Annotated in this window: 17 protein-coding genes; 11 read left to right on the top strand and 6 right to left on the bottom strand. The window is 55.9% G+C overall.

Going from position 1 to position 18,218, the window contains the following annotated elements; all coding sequences use genetic code 11:
* The first annotated feature begins 103 nt into the window (after positions 1-103).
* Both argF and AC4LF3_RS13420 read left to right on the top strand, forming a co-directional pair.
* Positions 104-1,021 carry an ornithine carbamoyltransferase gene (argF, locus tag AC4LF3_RS13415; protein WP_122042088.1) on the top strand — a complete coding sequence of 306 codons (918 nt, stop codon included), beginning with the start codon at positions 104-106 and terminating at the stop codon, positions 1,019-1,021.
* Entirely contained in the window at positions 1,018-2,052 is a 1,035-nt protein-coding gene (locus AC4LF3_RS13420) for an ABC transporter ATP-binding protein (RefSeq protein WP_197872344.1), read from the top strand. Before argF ends, AC4LF3_RS13420 begins: the two co-directional genes overlap by 4 nt.
* A gap of 2 nt (positions 2,053-2,054) precedes the next feature.
* Here AC4LF3_RS13420 and AC4LF3_RS13425 read toward each other — a convergent pair whose 3' ends face one another.
* Together AC4LF3_RS13425 and ybaK are read right to left on the bottom strand one after the other, a co-directional pair.
* Complete coding sequence (locus AC4LF3_RS13425) at positions 2,055-2,840, bottom strand: PhzF family phenazine biosynthesis protein (RefSeq protein ID WP_019365832.1); 786 nt, start codon at positions 2,838-2,840, stop codon at positions 2,055-2,057.
* A gap of 318 nt (positions 2,841-3,158) precedes the next feature.
* Positions 3,159-3,629: a Cys-tRNA(Pro) deacylase gene (gene ybaK, locus AC4LF3_RS13430; RefSeq protein ID WP_312270994.1), complete on the bottom strand. Its 471-nt coding sequence runs from the start codon at positions 3,627-3,629 to the stop codon at positions 3,159-3,161.
* A 303-nt stretch (positions 3,630-3,932) separates the two neighbouring features.
* Between ybaK and AC4LF3_RS13435 the strand changes: the two genes are divergently transcribed.
* From AC4LF3_RS13435 to metR, 5 genes are all read left to right on the top strand, one after another.
* Positions 3,933-4,826, top strand: coding sequence for an MIP/aquaporin family protein (locus AC4LF3_RS13435; RefSeq protein ID WP_010795092.1), 894 nt, complete (start codon positions 3,933-3,935; stop codon positions 4,824-4,826).
* Positions 4,827-4,840: 14 nt separating this feature from the next.
* The gene (gene glpK / locus AC4LF3_RS13440; RefSeq protein ID WP_197872346.1) at positions 4,841-6,346 is read left to right on the top strand and encodes a glycerol kinase GlpK; all 1,506 of its coding nucleotides are present in this window, start codon (positions 4,841-4,843) and stop codon (positions 6,344-6,346) included.
* A 128-nt stretch (positions 6,347-6,474) separates the two neighbouring features.
* Positions 6,475-7,230, top strand: coding sequence for a DeoR/GlpR family transcriptional regulator (locus AC4LF3_RS13445; RefSeq protein WP_010795094.1), 756 nt, complete (start codon positions 6,475-6,477; stop codon positions 7,228-7,230).
* Positions 7,231-7,383: 153 nt separating this feature from the next.
* Positions 7,384-8,925 (top strand): glycerol-3-phosphate dehydrogenase, encoded by a 1,542-nt coding sequence (gene glpD / locus AC4LF3_RS13450; protein ID WP_491835463.1) that lies wholly within the window; start codon positions 7,384-7,386, stop codon positions 8,923-8,925.
* 109 nt (positions 8,926-9,034) lie between these two features.
* Positions 9,035-9,952 (top strand): transcriptional regulator MetR, encoded by a 918-nt coding sequence (metR, locus tag AC4LF3_RS13455; protein WP_491835464.1) that lies wholly within the window; start codon positions 9,035-9,037, stop codon positions 9,950-9,952.
* A 3-nt stretch (positions 9,953-9,955) separates the two neighbouring features.
* Here metR and AC4LF3_RS13460 read toward each other — a convergent pair whose 3' ends face one another.
* Entirely contained in the window at positions 9,956-10,933 is a 978-nt protein-coding gene (locus AC4LF3_RS13460; protein WP_491835465.1) for an SDR family oxidoreductase, read from the bottom strand.
* A 121-nt stretch (positions 10,934-11,054) separates the two neighbouring features.
* Complete coding sequence (locus AC4LF3_RS13465) at positions 11,055-11,321, bottom strand: type B 50S ribosomal protein L31 (RefSeq protein WP_010795098.1); 267 nt, start codon at positions 11,319-11,321, stop codon at positions 11,055-11,057.
* Between the two features lie 267 nt (positions 11,322-11,588).
* On the opposite strand from AC4LF3_RS13465, the gene AC4LF3_RS13470 reads away from it, so the two are divergent.
* The 4 genes from AC4LF3_RS13470 to AC4LF3_RS13485 all read left to right on the top strand — a co-directional run bounded on the left by AC4LF3_RS13470 (position 11,589) and on the right by AC4LF3_RS13485 (position 16,652).
* The gene (locus tag AC4LF3_RS13470) at positions 11,589-13,361 is read left to right on the top strand and encodes an N-acetylglutaminylglutamine amidotransferase (protein WP_073449366.1); all 1,773 of its coding nucleotides are present in this window, start codon (positions 11,589-11,591) and stop codon (positions 13,359-13,361) included.
* Positions 13,362-13,379: 18 nt separating this feature from the next.
* Positions 13,380-15,122 (top strand): N-acetylglutaminylglutamine synthetase, encoded by a 1,743-nt coding sequence (gene ngg, locus AC4LF3_RS13475; protein WP_019365321.1) that lies wholly within the window; start codon positions 13,380-13,382, stop codon positions 15,120-15,122.
* Positions 15,119-16,309, top strand: coding sequence for an osmoprotectant NAGGN system M42 family peptidase (locus AC4LF3_RS13480; protein ID WP_010795101.1), 1,191 nt, complete (start codon positions 15,119-15,121; stop codon positions 16,307-16,309). Before ngg ends, AC4LF3_RS13480 begins: the two co-directional genes overlap by 4 nt.
* 91 nt (positions 16,310-16,400) lie before the next feature.
* On the top strand, positions 16,401-16,652 hold the full coding sequence (locus tag AC4LF3_RS13485) for a YheU family protein (RefSeq protein ID WP_010795102.1): 252 nt from the start codon (positions 16,401-16,403) through the stop codon (positions 16,650-16,652).
* Positions 16,653-16,665: 13 nt separating this feature from the next.
* On the opposite strand, the gene AC4LF3_RS13490 is transcribed toward AC4LF3_RS13485, so the two are convergent.
* Both AC4LF3_RS13490 and AC4LF3_RS13495 read right to left on the bottom strand, forming a co-directional pair.
* Positions 16,666-16,998: a YnfA family protein gene (locus AC4LF3_RS13490; RefSeq protein ID WP_010795103.1), complete on the bottom strand. Its 333-nt coding sequence runs from the start codon at positions 16,996-16,998 to the stop codon at positions 16,666-16,668.
* A gap of 11 nt (positions 16,999-17,009) precedes the next feature.
* On the bottom strand, positions 17,010-18,137 hold the full coding sequence (locus AC4LF3_RS13495; protein WP_491835466.1) for a GNAT family N-acetyltransferase: 1,128 nt from the start codon (positions 18,135-18,137) through the stop codon (positions 17,010-17,012).
* Positions 18,138-18,218: the final 81 nt, after the last annotated feature.

An 18,218-nucleotide genomic window follows, 5' to 3' on the forward strand; every position in this document is an offset into this window, starting at 1 on the left:
GGCCCTTCCCTTTCCTCCGCATAGGTGCGGCAGTAGCTTTGGGTGTAGCCTGTTTTTCCTGAAGCCGGCCGGCACCCCTGGCCTGTATTCATAGGTATTGATGATGAGCGCTCGGCATTTTCTTTCGTTCATGGATTGCACACCCGATGAGCTGTTGCAGCTGATCCGCCGTGGCATCGAGCTGAAAGAACTGCGTAGTCGAGGCGTCAGCCACGAACCGTTGAAAAATCGTGTTCTTGGCATGATTTTCGAAAAGGCCTCGACCCGTACGCGTCTGTCCTTCGAGGCAGGCATGATCCAGCTAGGTGGCCAAGCCATTTTCCTGTCCCCGCGCGACACTCAGTTAGGCCGCGGTGAGCCGGTAGATGACTGTGCCCGCGTCATGTCCCGTATGCTCGATGGTGTCATGATCCGTACCTATGCCCACAGCACCCTGACGACCTTTGCGGCAAACTCCAACGTTCCGGTTATCAATGGACTGTCTGATGACCTTCATCCCTGTCAGCTGCTGGCTGATATGCAGACATTCTTCGAACACCGCGGCAGCATTCAGGGCAAGGTCGTGGCCTGGATCGGTGACGGAAACAACATGTGCAACAGCTATATAGAAGCTGCCGAACAACTGGACTTCACCTTGCGTGTGGCCTGCCCCGAAGGCTTTGAGCCAAACGCCCGCTTCGTTGAGCGCGCCGGTGACCGCGTTCAAATTGTTCGTGATCCAACAGAGGCCGTAGAAGGCGCTCATCTGGTCAGTACTGACGTTTGGACATCCATGGGCCAGGAAGAGGAATCGAAAATCCGTCTGGAAACGTTCAAGGCGTATCAGGTCTCGCGTGAGCTCCTGGACAAAGCCAGCCGGGATGTCGTTTTCATGCACTGCCTTCCAGCGCACCGCGGAGAAGAAATCAGTCACGACCTGCTGGAAGATCCACGCTCGGTCGTATGGGATGAAGCAGAAAACCGTCTGCATGCGCAAAAGGCATTGATGGAGTTTCTGATCCCACATACACGCAACGCATGAGCATTCTCACGCTCAGCTATCTGGCCTGCGGCTACGGTGGCAGCACGATCGTAAGCGACCTGAGCCTGTCTCTTGAGTCAGGAGAGATTGGCTGTCTGCTTGGTCCATCGGGATGCGGGAAGACCACGACGCTGCGCGCCATCGCCGGATTCGAGCCTGTCATGCAGGGCGAAATCCGTCTCGCCGATCAGGTCATTTCCCGAGCGGGGTTTACCCTGGCGCCAGAGCAGCGCGGGATCGGCATGGTCTTTCAGGACTATGCTCTTTTTCCTCACCTGAACGTACGTGACAACATCGCCTTTGGTATTCGCAAGCATCCCGAGCGCGAGCGCATCGTGGGTGAGCTGATGGCCCTGGTCAAACTGGAGCAGCTGGCCAAACGCTATCCTCATGAACTGTCAGGTGGTCAACAGCAGCGTGTTGCCTTGGCTCGCGCCTTGGCACCGTCGCCTCGTCTGTTATTGATGGATGAACCTTTTTCCAACCTGGACGTAGAGCTTCGTCGATCGCTCAGCAGCGAAGTCCGGGATATTCTGAAAGCTCGAGGCACCAGCGCCATCCTGGTGACTCATGACCAGGAAGAAGCGTTTGCGGTAAGTGACAAGGTGGGGGTTTTTCAGCATGGCCATCTTGAGCAATGGGATACACCTGGGCACCTCTATCAGACCCCTGCTACTCCCTTTGTGGCAACGTTTGTAGGCCAGGGATTTTTCATTCCGGGTCGTGCCGTCGACTCAGAATCGATCAGAACGGAACTTGGGGTTGTCAGGGCCAGGAACAAAGCGTTCGAGGAAGGCGATGAGCTTCGCGTTCTCCTTCGGCCTGACGACATCCTCTATAGCCCCGCGAGCACGTTGACCGCGCAGGTGGTCAACCAGGTATTTCTTGGTGCAAGCACCCGCTATCAACTAGCGCTTGCGTCAGGAGCACGCCTCGAAGCGTCCTTCCCAGGCTTTATTGAGCACAGTGCCGGTGAACAGATCGGAATTGCGCTCAAGAAAACGGCGCTGACAACCTTCAGCGCCACATAACGTCAATCCAGCAATAGACGACCACTGGCGACGCGACGAGCGTGACCCGCGATGCTCACGCGCTCGCCATCCAGACGGCACCAGAGTTCCCCGCCCCGCTCCGAGCACTGGTAGGCTCGCAGCATCCGCTTCGCCAGGCGACGAGACCAATAGGGAATGAGGCTACAGTGAGCCGAGCCAGTCACAGGGTCCTCATTGATGCCAATACCAGGCGCAAAGAAACGGGACACGAAATCATACCGCTCACCTCGAGCAGTAATGATAACGCCCGGCCAACGCAGGCGCGCCAGAGCCGCAAAGTCAGGCTTGCAGTTGCGCACCGCCTCTTCCGACTCCAGGAGAACCAGTAGCTTATCTGCGCCCAGTACATCGACCGGACTAACGCCTAATGCACGCTCCAGCTCTGGTGTGGAACCGATCTCACTTGGAATCTGTGCGGGAAAATCCAGCGCCAGAAGCCCATCGTCCTCCTTATAGGCACGCAGGGTGCCGGAGCGGGAAATAAACTCGATCTTTTCTCCCGCTTCCTCATAAACAGTAAACAGTACATGAGCCGCTGCCAGCGTCGCATGGCCACACAACGGTATTTCAACCTTTGGGGTAAACCACCGAATGCGCCAGACATCACCCTCCCGGCGGATAAAGGCCGTTTCCGCCAGATTATGCTCAGCGGCAATCTTCTGCATCAGATCGTCCGGCAACCATGCATCGAGACGGTAGACCATCGCTGGATTACCCGCGAACGGACGATCAGCGAAGGCATCGATTTGGTGAAAGTCGAGTTGCATGGTTTGCTCCATCTTTTCTTTTGAGTTCTTCGTACAGCATGAGCGAAACGTGCCTACGTCACAATGTACAGTTCACCAGCTATGACAGTTAAACTGGTCCGGCAACTCGCTCTGTGTAGGATCTCTCGGATCATCGGCACTCTTGTCACCAACCGCTACGGGCACACTCAAAGCCCGCTGTAATTGCGAGCAGCCAGATAGCGATCAAGGGAAAACACCAGAGCGGCAATAATTGACCATAGCGCAGTGAATCGATTGGTCAACTCAGTTGAAAGGACTTCCTTTGCCCGCTACCCCTACGAGCAGAGAACCTGCACATTACTCCCGTGCAATCTCGGCAAACTGCCCTGCGGTCAGGCTAGCCAGCGCCTGGGCAGACAGCTCCACTTCAAGGCCACGTCTGCCTGCACTGACATAAATGGTAGGAAACTGCTCGGCACTGCTGTCAATGAACGTTCTCAAGCGTTTCTTCTGCCCCAGCGGGCTGATTCCGCCTACCAGGTAGCCGGTAGCACGTTGGGCTACCTGAGGATTCGCCATGTCTGCCTTTTTGACAGACGCCGCATGGGCCAAGGCTTTCAGGTCAAGACTGCCACCTACCGGAACGATAGCCACCAGCAACTCCTCCTTCTCGGTAGCAGCCAACAATGTTTTGAACACCCGGACGGGTTCAAGTCCAAGCTTGTCTGCCGCCTCGAGCCCATACGAAGCGGCCTTGGGATCGTGCACATAACTGAGCACGCGATGCTCTATCTTGTGCTTTTTGAGCAGGTTTATCGCTGGTGTCATGCCATTATCCTTGTGGCTTTATGATCCAGTTTGTCTCTGCCCTTGCAGCCTGTAAAGCCTTGTAACGCCTTACTTGGGGCGTCCCTCAAGCGTGACCTGAAACACGCCTTATAAAGTTCCCTTTCAAACAAGTGTTTTGCCTGTCATAAAATATCCTGCTTCGCTCATCACAATTTTCTATGGGGATGAAAGAAGAACCTTTGACAACGTTCGATTTTGAAACTAACTTTTCGTTTCCGAAAGGATGTAGTTTCACTTTTTTTCTACTACCGCAATAAATACAACAATCAAGAGGCTCCTCGTATGAGTACTCCACTAATGCCCACCCTACGTGGGCAATGCATTGCCGAGTTTTTGGGAACAGGATTATTCATTTTCTTCGGAACCGGTTGCGTCGCTGCCATGAAGGTTGGCGGAGCCACTCTGGGGCTCTGGGAAATCAGCATCATATGGGGCATTGCGGTCAGCATGGGGGTTTACTTGAGCGCTGGCGTGTCGGGTGCACATCTGAGCCCTGCCGTTACCATTGCGCTTTGGCTGTTTGGCGGCTTCGAGCGTAGAAAAGTCCCGCTCTACATCATTTCGCAGATCGCAGGCGCTTTTTGTGGCGCCGCGCTGGTATACGGCCTGTATAACAGCCTCTTTTTCGAATACGAACAGGCTCACAATATGGTACGCGGTAGCGTAGCCAGCCTTGAGCTTGCGGGCGTGTTCTCCACCTATCCGAACGCAGCCCTGTCTGTTGGTCAGGCGTTCCTGGTCGAGATGGTCATTACCGCCATCCTGCTGGCCGTGATCATGGCCTTGACCGACGATGGCAATGGTCTTCCGCGCGGCCCGCTGGCCCCGCTTCTAATTGGTTTGCTTGTTGCTGTGATCGGTGGATCTATGGGCCCGCTGACAGGCTTCGCTATGAATCCGGCTCGTGACCTGGGTCCTAAACTTATGACTTTCCTGGCTGGCTGGGGTGATGTAGCCCTGACCGGTGGCCGCGATATACCCTATTTCCTGGTACCGATCTTCGCGCCCATCCTGGGTGCCTGTCTGGGTGCCGCTGCTTACAAGGCGCTCATCTGCCGTCACCTGCCCAGTCTTGGCTCAGCAGCGTGCGACATTCCAGTCAAAGAAACCTCAGTTGAAACGAATAAGAAAGACGCTGCCGCTCAGCCCAAGATCAGCGCATCACAGGCTCAATAATAAGGATTTCCATCATGTCTAATAACAAGCATTACATCGTGGCCCTGGACCAGGGCACCACCAGCTCCCGCGCCATCGTGCTGGATCGTAACGCCAATGTGGTGAGCATTGCTCAGCGTGAATTCGCACAGATCTATCCGCAAGCCGGCTGGGTCGAGCATGACCCGATGGAAATCTGGGCCACCCAGAGCGCTACCTTTGTGGAGGCCCTGGCTCATGCAGGCATTAGCCATGACGATGTAGCCGCCATCGGTATTACCAACCAGCGCGAAACTGCCATCGTCTGGGACAAGACCACAGGCCGCCCGATTTACAATGCCATCGTATGGCAGAGCCGCCAAAGCACAGAGATCTGCAATCAGCTCAAGCGTGACGGCATGGAAGAGCATATCCGCCGCACGACCGGACTGGTCATCGACCCCTACTTCTCCGGTACCAAGATCAAGTGGATCCTGGACCACGTGGAGGGCAGCCGTGAGCGCGCCCGCCGTGGCGAGCTGCTGTTCGGTACTGTCGATACGTGGCTGATCTGGAAGATGACCCAGGGCAAGGTCCATGTCACCGACTACACCAATGCCTCACGCACCCTGATTTTCGATATCCATAAGCGTGACTGGGATCCCGTAATGCTTGAAGCACTGGATATCCCCCGCGAAATGCTGCCGGTGGTTCGCTCCTCCTCCGAAGTCTACGGCTATGCCACTCTGGGCAGCAGCCAGGAAACCGGCATTCCCATCGCAGGGATTGCAGGTGACCAGCAAGCCGCCCTGTTTGGCCAGATGTGTGTAGAGCCGGGCCAAGCTAAGAATACCTATGGCACCGGCTGCTTCCTGCTGATGAACACTGGTGAGAAAGCGGTGCAGTCCCAGCATGGCTTGCTAACCACTATTGCCTGCGGTCCACGCGGGGAAGTGAATTATGCACTGGAAGGTGCCATCTTTAATGGTGGCTCTACCGTTCAGTGGCTGCGCGATGAGCTCAAGGTCATTAACGAATCCCTGGATTCCGAGTACTTCGCCACCAAGGTGAAGGACAGCAATGGTATCTATCTGGTACCGGCCTTTACCGGCTTGGGCGCTCCCTACTGGGATCCCTATGCCCGCGGAGCCATGTTTGGCCTGACCCGCGGCGTCAAGGTTGAGCATCTGATTCGTGCAGCCCTGGAGTCGATTGCCTATCAGACTCGCGACGTACTGGATGCCATGCAGCAGGATGCCGGCGAGCGTCTACGCTCGCTACGTGTGGATGGCGGTGCCGTCGCAAACAACTTCCTCATGCAGTTCCAAGCCGACCTTCTAGGCACCTGCGTAGAGCGCCCCGAAATGAAGGAAACCACTGCCCTTGGTGCAGCGTATCTGGCTGGCTTGGCCACCGGCTTCTGGAGCAGCCTGGACGAACTACGCAACAAGAGCACCATCGAGCGCGTGTTCGAGCCCACCTGTGATGGCGACCATCGCGAGGAGCTTTACAAGGGCTGGAAGAAAGCTGTCGAGCGTACTCGCGGCTGGGCGCAGGACTGATGTCATTGGACGGGGCGACTGGGAAGTCGCCCTTTTCACATCAGGACGATGAAGTTGATGCACTGAACTGGCGCCCGGCGCCTCGCTACGGCATTCTTCCTGTCAAACCACCGTTGAAGGAAGATTGCATGAGCCTGGCGCCCCGTCAGCAGAACATCCTGGACCTTGTCCGCGAGCGTGGCTATGTCAGCATCGAGGAGCTTGCCCAGCATTTCACCGTAACCCCCCAGACGATTCGTCGAGACATCAACCAGCTGGCCGAAAGCGGTTTGCTGCGTCGTTATCACGGTGGTGCCGCCCATGACTCCAGCGTGGAAAACACGGCTTACACCATGCGTGCTGGACAAATGCGTGATGAGAAGCGTCGTATCGCGGAGGCCGTTGCAGCACAGGTCCCGGATCATGCCTCATTGTTCATTAACATCGGTACGACGACCGAAGCGATTGCTCACGCGCTGCTCAATCACCGTAGCCTGAAGATCATTACGAACAACCTCCATGTTGCGAACATCCTTAGCGCGAAAGAGGACTTCGAAGTCCTGATTGCAGGTGGCAGCGTGCGCAGTGACGGCGGCGTGGTAGGCCAGGCGACAGCTGACTTCATCAAGCAATTCAAAGTGGACTACGCGCTGGTTGGCATCAGCGGCATCGATGAAGACGGCACTCTGCTGGATTTCAATTATCAGGAGGTTCGCGTTTCACAGGCCATTTTCGAAAACGCACGTAAGGTCTTTCTGGCAGCCGACTCCAGTAAATTCGGACGCAGCGCCATGATTCGCCTGGGCTCGCTTGAGCAGATCGATGTGCTCTTTACCGAGTCTCAACCAGACGAAGCCTTTACCCGGCTGCTCTCTCAATTCAAAGTCCGTCTTGAAATCGCCTGACTAGAGTGTCAGGCCTTTCACATTTAATTCATTTAAGTTCGTTTATTTTCCTTTTAGAGTTTTTTTATCGGTTTACGACTGGCGCAAGGCAACTCTTTTGTCTACGATTGTTCGAATACGAACATTGATGTTCGTTTATAACAGGAGACGCCCATGCCTCAGTCCACTTTGCTCGGGACGCCGCCCCTTTCCGAGACTTACGACATCGCCGTGATCGGCGGTGGTATCAATGGTGTTGGTATTGCAGCCGATGCCGCAGGCCGTAACTTGTCCGTCTTTCTCTGCGAACGTGACGACCTGGCGAGACATACCTCCTCGGCCAGCAGCAAGCTGATTCATGGTGGCCTGCGTTATCTCGAACATTACGAATTTCGATTGGTACGCGAAGCGTTGGCCGAACGCGAGGTACTGCTGGCCAAGGCTCCGCATATCGTCAAGCCCATGCGCTTCGTCCTGCCGCACCGGCCACATCTGCGTCCGGCCTGGATGATTCGCGCAGGTCTCTTCCTTTATGACCACCTGGGCAAGCGTGAAAAGCTCCCCGCCTCCCGTGGTCTTCGGTTCGGTTCCGATAGCCCTCTGGTCAGTGATATCAACCAGGGTTTCGAGTATTCGGACTGCTGGGTAGACGATGCACGCCTCGTTGTACTCAACGCCATGGCTGCCCGCGAGCGTGGCGCCCATATTCATACCCGCACCACCTGCACAAGCGCCCATCGCGCTAACAAACTGTGGCACCTGACCCTTCAGCGTGAAGACGGCAGTACCTTCTCGATTAAGGCAAAAGCCCTGGTCAATGCGGCAGGTCCATGGGTTGCCCAGATCGTTCGCGAAAACATCAAAGAGCGCTCGCCCTATGGTATTCGACTGATTCAAGGCAGCCACATCGTCGTGCCCAAGCTATATGAAGGCGATCATGCCTACATCATGCAGAACGAAGATCGCCGGATTGTCTTTGCGATTCCGTACCTGGGCCGTTACACCATGATTGGTACCACGGATCGTGAGTACAAAGGTGATCCAGCCAATGTACAGATTACCGAGCAGGAAACTGACTACATCCTGGGTGTGGCAAACGCACACTTCCGCCACAAGCTGACCCGCAGTGACGTCCTGCATACGTTCTCGGGCGTACGCCCCCTGTGTGATGACGAGTCAGACAATCCTTCAGCCATTACTCGTGACTACACCCTGTCACTGTCGGCTCCTGAAAACGATGCGCCTTTGCTGTCGGTCTTTGGTGGAAAACTGACCACGTACCGCAAGCTGGCCGAGTCGGCCATGCAGCAGTTGCAGCCGTTCTTCAAGACGATGGGACAGCCTTGGACAGCCAAGGCTACGCTACCGGGCGGAGAAGACATGACGACGCCTGAAGCACTGGCCAAACAGTTACAGGCACAGGTCAAGGATTTGCCAGCAGCACTTGCCCAGCGCTGGTCAACCACCTATGGCAACCGCACACGCAAGCTATTGGAAGGCGTTACGCAAATGGCCGACCTAGGCGAATGCCTGGGGGCGGACCTGTATGCGCGTGAAGTGGATTATCTCCATGCTTACGAATGGGCCAACGCGGCAGACGACATACTCTGGCGCCGGACCAAGCTGGGCCTTGAGTTTACCCCTGGTGACAAGACCAAGCTGGAAACCTATCTAGGCAGTCTGGATATCCGCAAGGCCAGTCACGCAGCAGCGTAATGGATACGTGAATGAAACTGGCCGAATCATGAGCCAGTTTCATTCATGCCCTCCTTGGCTTGGAAATCATTCATAATGGATACCTGCTGCACTCATCAGGATCCAGGCCATGCTCGAACTTCGTCACTTGAAAACGCTACACGCACTGCGTGAGGCTGACAGCCTTGTCGAAGCTGCCGAACGTCTTCATCTGACCCAATCTGCACTGTCTCATCAGTTCAAGGAGCTTGAAGAGCGCCTTGGCCTGAGCCTGTTCGTCCGCAAGACCAAGCCAGTGCGCTTTACCAGTGCCGGCCTGCGCCTCCTGCAATTGGCCGATGCGGTATTACCTCAGCTTCGCAGTGCGGAACGTGACCTGTCACGCTTTGCTGGCGGCACTGCCGGGCGCCTCAACATTGCCATTGAATGCCATAGCTGCTTTCAGTGGCTGATGCCTACCATTGATCAGTTTCGTGATTCCTGGGCTGAAGTGGAGATGGATCTCGCCTCGGGCTTTTCATTCGCCCCGCTACCAGCCCTGGCACGTGGCGATCTTGACCTTGTCGTCACGTCAGACCCGATTGATCTCACCGGCATCACTTACATTCCGCTTTTTACTTATGAAGCGCAGCTAGCTATGGCCAACCAGCATCCCTTAGCTGGCAAGCCTTACATCGTGCCTGAGGATCTGGCTGAAGAAACGCAGATCACCTATCCGGTCGACCGTGAGCGTCTGGATATCTTCAGGCACTTTCTCGACCCGGCCGGCGTCGAGCCTGCCGGCATACGTACGGCAGAGCTGACGGTCATGATGCTGCAGTTGGTAGCATCCGGCCGGGGCGTATGTTGTCTTCCTAACTGGGCGCTCCATGAGTACAGCTCGCGTGGCTATGTGACCGCGAAGCGTCTGGGTGAGAAAGGCTTGTATGCCACACTGTATGCCGGTATTCGAGAGGACATGCTGGAAGCTCCCTTCATGCAGGACTTTTTACTAACAGCCAAGGACACATCCTTCGCTACGCTTGAAGGCGTCAGTGCGGCACGCTAGGGATCAATCTGACCGCTCCGTCAGTCGCCGGTACAGGTACGCCCCAAATACTAGCGCCGCAGCACCGGTTGCTGCCACGACCATGCGCTCATCAGGACGACGCCATCCTCCATCGACACTGCGATTGCCACTGGGAGGGCTGAACAGATTGCCCGAGGAGTGCTCTACCGGCTCCATTCGACTCAAGGCGCGATCCATAAAGATCCGGGACAGCCGAGCATAACCAGGCACCAGCGCATGGGCTGCACGAAGTACCGTGGCGGCTTGCCCTACTGTCGTAGACTTGCGTGGATAACGCGCCATGGAGAGGATGGCTCTGGCGACCTTTCGAGCATCATAAACAGGTGGCGTCGGCTTTATTGTCCTTCCACTGTAATTACCGCCGTCTCGCAGCCCTGGCGTATCGATGAACGCAGGGTAAACATCGCAGACATGAATATCGGACCAGCGCGTAAGCTCGCCTCTCAAGGCTTCGGTAAATCCTCTCAGGCCTGACTTGGCAGCCGAATAGACCACTGCAAAGGGAAGCGGTACCCAGCTGCCTACCGATAAGGTATTGATCAAAACCCCTGACCCTTGCCGTTTGAAAACCGGCACAACGGCGTAGGCGCCACGCAGATAGCCTAGAAGGTCGGTCTGCACGACGCGTTCATGCGCCTCAAAAGGCGTCTCATCAAACTTGCCTACCGCACCGATACCCGCATTGTTGACCCAGATATCAATCCGTCCGTGTCCAAATTCCAGCGCACGCTCGGCCAATTGCGAGACTGACTCCATCAACGTGACATCCGTAGGCACACCAATCGCCCGGCCTCCCAAGAGAAGACACTCGGCAACCGTATCGTCTAATGCCGCCTTATCTCGAGCAGCCAATACCAGGCAAGCCCCCTGCCGTGCAAACGCCTGAGCGGTGGCCCGACCAATCCCGCTGGAAGCGCCAGTAATGACCACAATGGCGCTATTTAGATTGCGTGCTTTCATCAGATATCCTCTTTTGCTTTTTCAAGCTGATTAAAAGAGGACCCCGCTTACCGCCAGCCATTCCTTCATTCAGACATAAAAAGCCCTCAAAATCATGAGGGCTTTTTTCAGTGAGGCCGGATTACTGGGAAGACTTGCTTCCGCCCGGAAACCCTGCGAAACGCTTGTTGAAGCTAGAGACGCGACCCTCGCTTTTCAACTGGCGCTGCTCACCGGTATAGATTGGATGCGAAGCACTGGACACGTCCAGTGCCACATAGGGATAGGTCTTGCCTTCAAATTCCTGGGTACGATCAGTCTGTGCCGTAGAGCCGATCAGGAAGTAATGATCTGCCGTGGTGTCATGGAAAAGCACTGGCCGATAGTTAGGATGAATATTCGGTTTCATGGTACCTCCTGGATACTCGGTTGGACTCTACATCGAGCCGCTTCGTTACATTATAACGATACATTACCAATATAAGGTCTTGGCGGTGGCTTTCAACCCTTACCAGCAGATTAATTTCACTAAGGTCTGAAAACGGTACCCAGTCCCCGTAATAGCCTGTTGCCTTGAGTCATTCGGGCGGAAAAATGCAACTTACCCCCACAAATGCTTGTCGTTTCCCTGTGGAGCAATACCTCCCCACCCCAACGGAGCAACCGGTAAGGAACTATGTGCGGTATAGCTGGAGAATTACGTTTCGATAATCGTCCCGTCACCCTGGCCACGCTGGAACGGGTCACCCATCGCCTCGCTCAACGCGGCCCCGACGCCTGGGGCTTTCATAGCCAAGGCCCTGTTGCGCTAGGCCACCGACGCCTGAAAATCATGGATCTGGCAGAAGCCTCTGGTCAGCCCATGATTGACTCGGACACGGGCCTGTCGATGGTTTTCAACGGCGCCATCTACAACTACCCAGAGCTACGCAGCGAGCTGGAGGCCAAGGGTTATCGCTTCCATTCTGGCGGCGATACCGAAATTCTGCTCAAGGCCTATCACGCCTGGGGCAAGGAGATGCTGCCCAAACTCAACGGCATGTTCGTCTTCGCTATTTGGGATCGCGACAAGCAGCAAATGTTCATTGCACGCGATCGCCTGGGCATCAAGCCCTTGTACCTGAGCCAGACCAATGAACGCCTGCGCTTTGCTTCAAGCCTGCCCGCCCTGCTTGAAGCAGATGATATCGATACCTCTCTCGATCCCGTCGCGCTGAACTACTACCTCAACTTCCATGCTGTTGTACCAGCGCCCCGCACCATCCTGAACGGCGTAAAAAAGATGCCGCCAGCTACCTGGATGGTCATTGACGCCAACGGCAAAACCGAACAGCAAACCTGGTGGACGCTGAATTACGGCCCAACTGCCGATGAAGCCAACTACACCATGGAAGACTGGAGCGGCGAAGTCCTGAACAGCTTGCGCGATGCTGTCTCGATTCGACAGCGGGCAGCCCGCGATGTAGGTGTGCTGCTGTCCGGCGGTGTGGACTCAAGCCTGCTGGTCGGCTTGCTGCACGAGTCCGGCGTACGCGATCTGCTGACCTTCTCCATCGGGTTTGAAGATGCAGGTGGAGAGCGTGGGGATGAGTTTCAGTATTCAGACCTGATCGCTCAGCGCTACGGTACACGGCATCACAGGCTGCGCATCAACGAATCTGAAATCATTGAGCAATTGCCCGCCGCGTTCAGAGCCATGAGCGAGCCGATGGTAAGCCATGACTGTATCGCCTTCTACCTCCTGTCGCGTGAAGTGTCCAAGCATTGCAAGGTTGTACAGAGCGGCCAGGGTGCGGACGAGCTTTTTGCGGGCTACCACTGGTATCCACAGGTTGATGGTGCGGCAGATCCGTTTACAGCTTACCGAGCCGCCTTCTTCGATCGTGACTATGCCGAATACGCAGCTACTGTTCAGGACAGCCGCCGTCTGGATCATGACGCTGCAGGTGATTTCGTTCGTCAGCACTTTGCACAACCCGGCGCAGTAGCTGGCGTTGATAAGGCGCTACGCCTGGACAGCACTGTGATGCTGGTAGACGACCCGGTCAAACGAGTCGACAATATGACCATGGCATGGGGCCTGGAAGCGCGTGTTCCTTTCCTTGACTATAAGCTGGCGGAACTGTCTGCCCGTATTCCGGCGCAGTTCAAGCTGGGAGACGGCGGCAAACACGTCCTCAAGGAAGCAGCTCGCAAGGTGATTCCGGCAGAAGTCATTGACCGCCCCAAAGGCTATTTCCCGGTACCGGGCCTGAAGCATCTGCAAGGTAATACCCTGACCTGGGTACGTGAGTTGCTGCTTGATCCCAGCCAGGATCGCCAGCTATTCAATACTGCAGAAATCGATCGACTCCTGAAGAACCCTGACGACCAGATTACACCGCTACGGGGCTCCAAGCTCTGGCAGCTCGCCGCCCTTAATTTGTGGCTGAGTGAACATGGCCTATAAGTGTTGGAGTATTGCACGATGAAAGCCGCCTACTATAACAATCAGCGTCTTCAAAGGGCTCAGACGCCCAATTATGAGCGTCTACAGGCCCAGATGACTGGGGCTGAACGGGCTACGTGCCAATCCGTTTGCCTGCATTGCGGATGGGGTCGAATTCTAATCGGCCATACGTTCTCCGACGCATCGGTATTGGCTAAGGAACTTCTCAAGGAAGAGGCCGGCGAGCGAGACATCGCCCTATACGTGGCTGCGCCTCAGCAGGTACTGGCCTATGCACCGCAACAGCTTTTCCTGGATCCATCCGACACGTTGCGGCTGTGGTTCACCGACTATCGCCCCGCACATGCGCCCTTCCGCGGCTTTCGTATTCGCCGGGCCTTTAGCGAAAGCGACTGGAGCGAGATCAATCGTCTCTACCAGACGCGCCATATGCTGCCCGTGGATATCGAAAAACTCACGCCCCGACACAAGGGTGGGCCGGTCTACTGGCTGGCAGAAGATCAGGACACGGGCGCCATTATCGGCTCGGTCATGGGGCTGAACCACGCTAAGGCATTCAACGATCCCGAAGGCGGCTCAAGTCTCTGGTGTCTGGCTGTCGCGCCTGACTGCCCTCGCCCGGGCGTGGGAGAAGCTCTGGTTCGTCACCTGATTGAGCACTACGCCAGCCGCGGCCTGGCGTTCCTGGACCTGTCGGTCATGCATGACAACAGTCAAGCCAAGCGTCTTTACGACAAGCTGGGCTTTCGGGAACTCCAGACCTTTACCGTCAAGCGCAAGAACGCAATCAACCAGACCCTTTTCCTCGGCCCTGGCCCTGAGGCAGGGCTTAATCCCTATGCCAAGATCATCGTAGATGAGGCTCAACGTCGCGGGATCGATGTACAAGTAGATAATGCCCAGGCTGGTCTTTTTACCCTCATACAGGGGGGCCGCCGAATCCGCTGCCGCGAATCACTGTCGGACCTGACCAGCGCTGTCACCATGACACTTTGTCAGGACAAGACCCTCACAATCCGGACACTCAAGGAAGCAGGATTACGGGTTCCTGATCAGTGTCTAGCCAGTGAAGATGAAGAAAACGAAACGTTTCTTGCCAAGCACGGCGCCCTGGTTGTAAAGCCGGTCAACGGTGAGCAGGGCAAAGGCGTCGCCGTGGATGTACGTGATCCTGAGCACCTGAAAGCCGCGATTGCCCAAGCTCGTCGCTACGACGATAACGTGCTGCTCGAAAGCTACCATGCAGGTCTTGACCTGCGCATTGTTGTCATTGGTCATGAAGTCGTGGCGGCCGCTATACGGCGTCCTGCCGAGGTCATTGGTGACGGCCGTCGAAACATTCATGAGTTGATCGAACACCAGAGCCGCCGCCGCCAGGCAGCAACCGGAGGTGAAAGTCGGATACCTCTGGATGAAGAAACCGAGCGTGCGATCAAGTCTGCCGGCTACAGTTATGACACGGTCCTGCCAGAAGGCACCCGCCTGTTTGTCCGCAAGACAGCAAATCTTCATACCGGGGGCACGCTGGAAGACGTTACCGATATTCTTCACCCAGAACTGGCGCAGGCCGCAGTAGCCGCTGCCAAGGCCTTGGATATCCCAGTGACAGGCATGGATCTATTGGTACCGGCTGCTGATCAAAGTGAATACGTAATCATTGAAGCCAATGAGCGGCCAGGCTTGGCCAACCATGAACCCCGCCCTACGGCGGAGCGCTTCATTGATCTGTTGTTTCCCCTGTCTCGAGAGGTGCCCGCTTGAATAAGCTGCCGACACCGGATCTGGATTATCTGCGCCGTGTCCTGCTGGAAATGCTCGCCATTCCAAGCCCGACAGGCTTTACAGACACAATCGTCATGTACGTGGCCGAGCGCTTGAGTGAAATCGGCATTCCCTACGAGCTGACACGACGAGGAACGATTCGCGCCACACTAAAAGGACGTAAGGAAAGCCCCGACCGAGCGGTTTCCGCTCACCTGGATACGATCGGTGCCATCGTCAGGGAAATCAAGGATAACGGCCGTCTGAGCCTGGCGGCGGTAGGCCATTGGTCCAGTCGTTTTGCCGAAGGAAGTCGGGTCAGCATCTTTACCGACAACGGAACCCTACGTGGCAGCGTACTACCCCTGCTCGCCTCTGGGCATGCCTTCAATACCGAAGTCGACAAGATGCCCGTCAGCTGGGATCACATCGAGCTACGTCTAGACGCTACCACCAAAAGCCGTTCAGAGACGGAATACCTGGGTGTACGCGTAGGAGATTTCGTAGCTTTTGATCCGCTACCGGAGTTCACGGAGAGCGGCTACATCAGCGCTCGTCACCTGGACGACAAGGCAGGTGTAGCCGCTCTGCTAACGGCGCTCAAGATGATTCAGGAAGCCGGTATCGTTCCCCCCATAGACTGCCACCCTCTCTTTACCATCACGGAAGAAGTAGGGTCTGGCGCGGCGGGTGCACTGCCTTGGGATGTCAGCGAGTTTGTCGGTATCGATATCGCTCCGGTTGCTCCTGGGCAACAGTCCGATGAGCATCGGGTCAGTGTCGCCCTGCAGGACTCAAGCGGCCCTTACGATTATCACTTGTCACGCCATCTGCTGCGTATTGCAGAGCGAAACAGCATTCCGGTCAGGCGTGACCTGTTCCGCTACTACTACAGCGATGCCCACTCTGCTATCAATGCAGGGCACGACATCCGGATTGCGCTTCTGGCGTTTGGCTGTGATGCCACCCACGGCTATGAGCGGACGCACATTGTCAGTCTGGCAGCACTAAGCCAGCTCTTGGTGGGCTATATGACCAGCCCGCCCGTGTTCGATAGCGACGCAGCGCCAGCAGATAATTCCGTTGACCGCTTTACGCATCAGCTCGATTTGGAAGAGACGCATCAGGACAACCAGACGCATCTGCCTCACATTGAGGAATTAATCAAAGAGGGCGGGAAAACATAGTGACCGATAACGCCGCCCCGCTGGGCGGCGTCCTCTCGCCAACTGGTCAAGCTGTACGTTAGCATCGCTGCCCGCTTCAGGAACTGCCGCTATGCTCATACCCTACGACATGCTCAACCCCGATACGCTAGGCAACCTTCTCGAAGACTTTGTTACGCGAGAAGGAACGGATAACGGTGATGAGACACCTCTGGAGACGCGTGTAGCACGTGCACGTCGGGCGCTGGAAAATGGGGAAGCCGTTATCGTATTCGAGCCGGACAGCGGCCAGTGCCAGCTGATGCTCAGACGGGACGTTCCCAAGGAGTGGCTAAACACTCCAGATGAAGAGACACTTTCCTGACAGGCCTGAATATTCAGTGCACTGACAATTTCGGCCCTATTACCAATACCGTCACGCCCAGCAGACACAGTGCAGCCCCTGCCAGATCGGTCCAGGCGGGTCTGGTTTTTTCAACCAGGCCCAACCAGGCCAGCGATGCCACGATATAGATCCCACCGTAAGCAGCATAGGCTCTGCCAGCGTAAGCCGCCTCCACACGTGTAAGCACAAGCGCAAACAGGGTAAGCGATAAAAGCCCTGGGAGCAGCCACAGCGGACTCTTGCCAAGTCTTAGCCATAACCAGAATGTGTAGCAGCCGGCGATCTCAAAACAGGCAGCCAAGGCGAACCAGAAATAATTAAGCATGATATTTACACTTAGCTGTCCTGGCGGAACGGCAATGCGTCTGTAGCGGCCTGCGCATAACGCTTGATGCCTTCGCGCTCCTGATCCAGGAACCCGCTCACGGCCTCACGAAGCCCAGGATGTACCAGATAGTGCCATGAATGGGTAAAGACCGGCTCAAACCCCCGAACCAGCTTGTGCTCTCCTTGCGCGCCCGCATCAAAGCGGGTCAGCCCTTCACTAATGGCATGATCAATCCCCTGATAGAAACATGTCTCAAAATGCAGCCGGTCAAACTCAGCCAGACAGCCCCAGTAACGTCCGTAAAGAGTCTTTTCATCGCACAGGTAAAATGCCATGGCCACAGGTCGGCTCTCCTGACGAGCCAGGACAACGCGAATGGCCTCAGGCATGCGCTCAGCCAGTTCGCTGAAGAACTCACGGGTCAGGTAGGGATCCTGCCCTCTTACGGCGTACGTATTGGCATAACAGGCATAGACAAAATCCCACTCCTGCTCAGTAAGCGACCCACCCTCTCGCCATTCAAAATCGATACCCTGCCCTGCAACTTGCTCACGCTCCTTGCGGAGCTGCTTGCGCTTACGTGACGCCAGCGCATCCAGGAAGTCCTGAAAATCCCGATACCCTCTGTTGTGCCAATGAAACTGACACCCAAGTCGTTCGAGCCAGCCTTCCCGATCAGTCAACAAGTGATCTGTCGCTTCGTTGGTGAAATTGACATGCAGACTCGAAAGTCCGCGGCCCTCCAGCTTGCTGGTCACTACATGCAGTAGCTCCTCACAAGCTGTACGCTCCCCTAGCAGACGAGCGCCTCCTACCGGGGAAAAGGGAACAGCGGCAAGAAGCTTCGGGTAATAATCAATACCCGCACGGTGGCAGGCATCAGCCCAGGCCCAATCAAATACGTACTCTCCATAGGAGTGGTACTTTATGTAGGCAGGCATGGCCGCTCTCAACGTACCCTCTAGATCACGCACAATATAGTGCGCAGGCTTCCAGCCCGTACGACGCCCTACGCTTCCACTGATCTCCAGAGCATGTAGAAATTCATGCCGCATAAACGGCTGGTTATCCGGTAACAGCGCATTCCACGCCTGCGCAGGCAGCTCGGACAGGTTATCTAGCCGCTCGATAATCACTGATATCCCCTGTTGATTCACTGGCCTATCGGGCAAGACCTGATTCGAATAGTGACCTATTGTTTAGTCTGCTTAAACAGG

This window comes from Pseudomonas sp. C2.3V, from assembly GCF_058536325.1.

Excerpts from the sequence above, each read along its gene's own strand:
- AC4LF3_RS13490 (WP_010795103.1), bottom strand. The coding sequence starts at position 16,998 with ATGCTTAATTATTTCTGGTTCGCCTTGGCTGCCTGTTTTGAGATCGCC.
- AC4LF3_RS13420 (WP_197872344.1), top strand. The coding sequence starts at position 1,018 with ATGAGCATTCTCACGCTCAGCTATCTGGCCTGCGGCTACGGTGGCAGC.
- AC4LF3_RS13470 (WP_073449366.1), top strand. The coding sequence starts at position 11,589 with ATGTGCGGTATAGCTGGAGAATTACGTTTCGATAATCGTCCCGTCACC.
- AC4LF3_RS13460 (WP_491835465.1), bottom strand. The coding sequence starts at position 10,933 with ATGAAAGCACGCAATCTAAATAGCGCCATTGTGGTCATTACTGGCGCT.
- AC4LF3_RS13445 (WP_010795094.1), top strand. The coding sequence starts at position 6,475 with ATGAGCCTGGCGCCCCGTCAGCAGAACATCCTGGACCTTGTCCGCGAG.
- AC4LF3_RS13485 (WP_010795102.1), top strand. The coding sequence starts at position 16,401 with ATGCTCATACCCTACGACATGCTCAACCCCGATACGCTAGGCAACCTT.
- glpK (WP_197872346.1), top strand. The coding sequence starts at position 4,841 with ATGTCTAATAACAAGCATTACATCGTGGCCCTGGACCAGGGCACCACC.
- AC4LF3_RS13435 (WP_010795092.1), top strand. The coding sequence starts at position 3,933 with ATGAGTACTCCACTAATGCCCACCCTACGTGGGCAATGCATTGCCGAG.
- glpD (WP_491835463.1), top strand. The coding sequence starts at position 7,384 with ATGCCTCAGTCCACTTTGCTCGGGACGCCGCCCCTTTCCGAGACTTAC.
- AC4LF3_RS13425 (WP_019365832.1), bottom strand. The coding sequence starts at position 2,840 with ATGCAACTCGACTTTCACCAAATCGATGCCTTCGCTGATCGTCCGTTC.
- AC4LF3_RS13465 (WP_010795098.1), bottom strand. The coding sequence starts at position 11,321 with ATGAAACCGAATATTCATCCTAACTATCGGCCAGTGCTTTTCCATGAC.
- ybaK (WP_312270994.1), bottom strand. The coding sequence starts at position 3,629 with ATGACACCAGCGATAAACCTGCTCAAAAAGCACAAGATAGAGCATCGC.
- ngg (WP_019365321.1), top strand. The coding sequence starts at position 13,380 with ATGAAAGCCGCCTACTATAACAATCAGCGTCTTCAAAGGGCTCAGACG.
- argF (WP_122042088.1), top strand. The coding sequence starts at position 104 with ATGAGCGCTCGGCATTTTCTTTCGTTCATGGATTGCACACCCGATGAG.
- metR (WP_491835464.1), top strand. The coding sequence starts at position 9,035 with ATGCTCGAACTTCGTCACTTGAAAACGCTACACGCACTGCGTGAGGCT.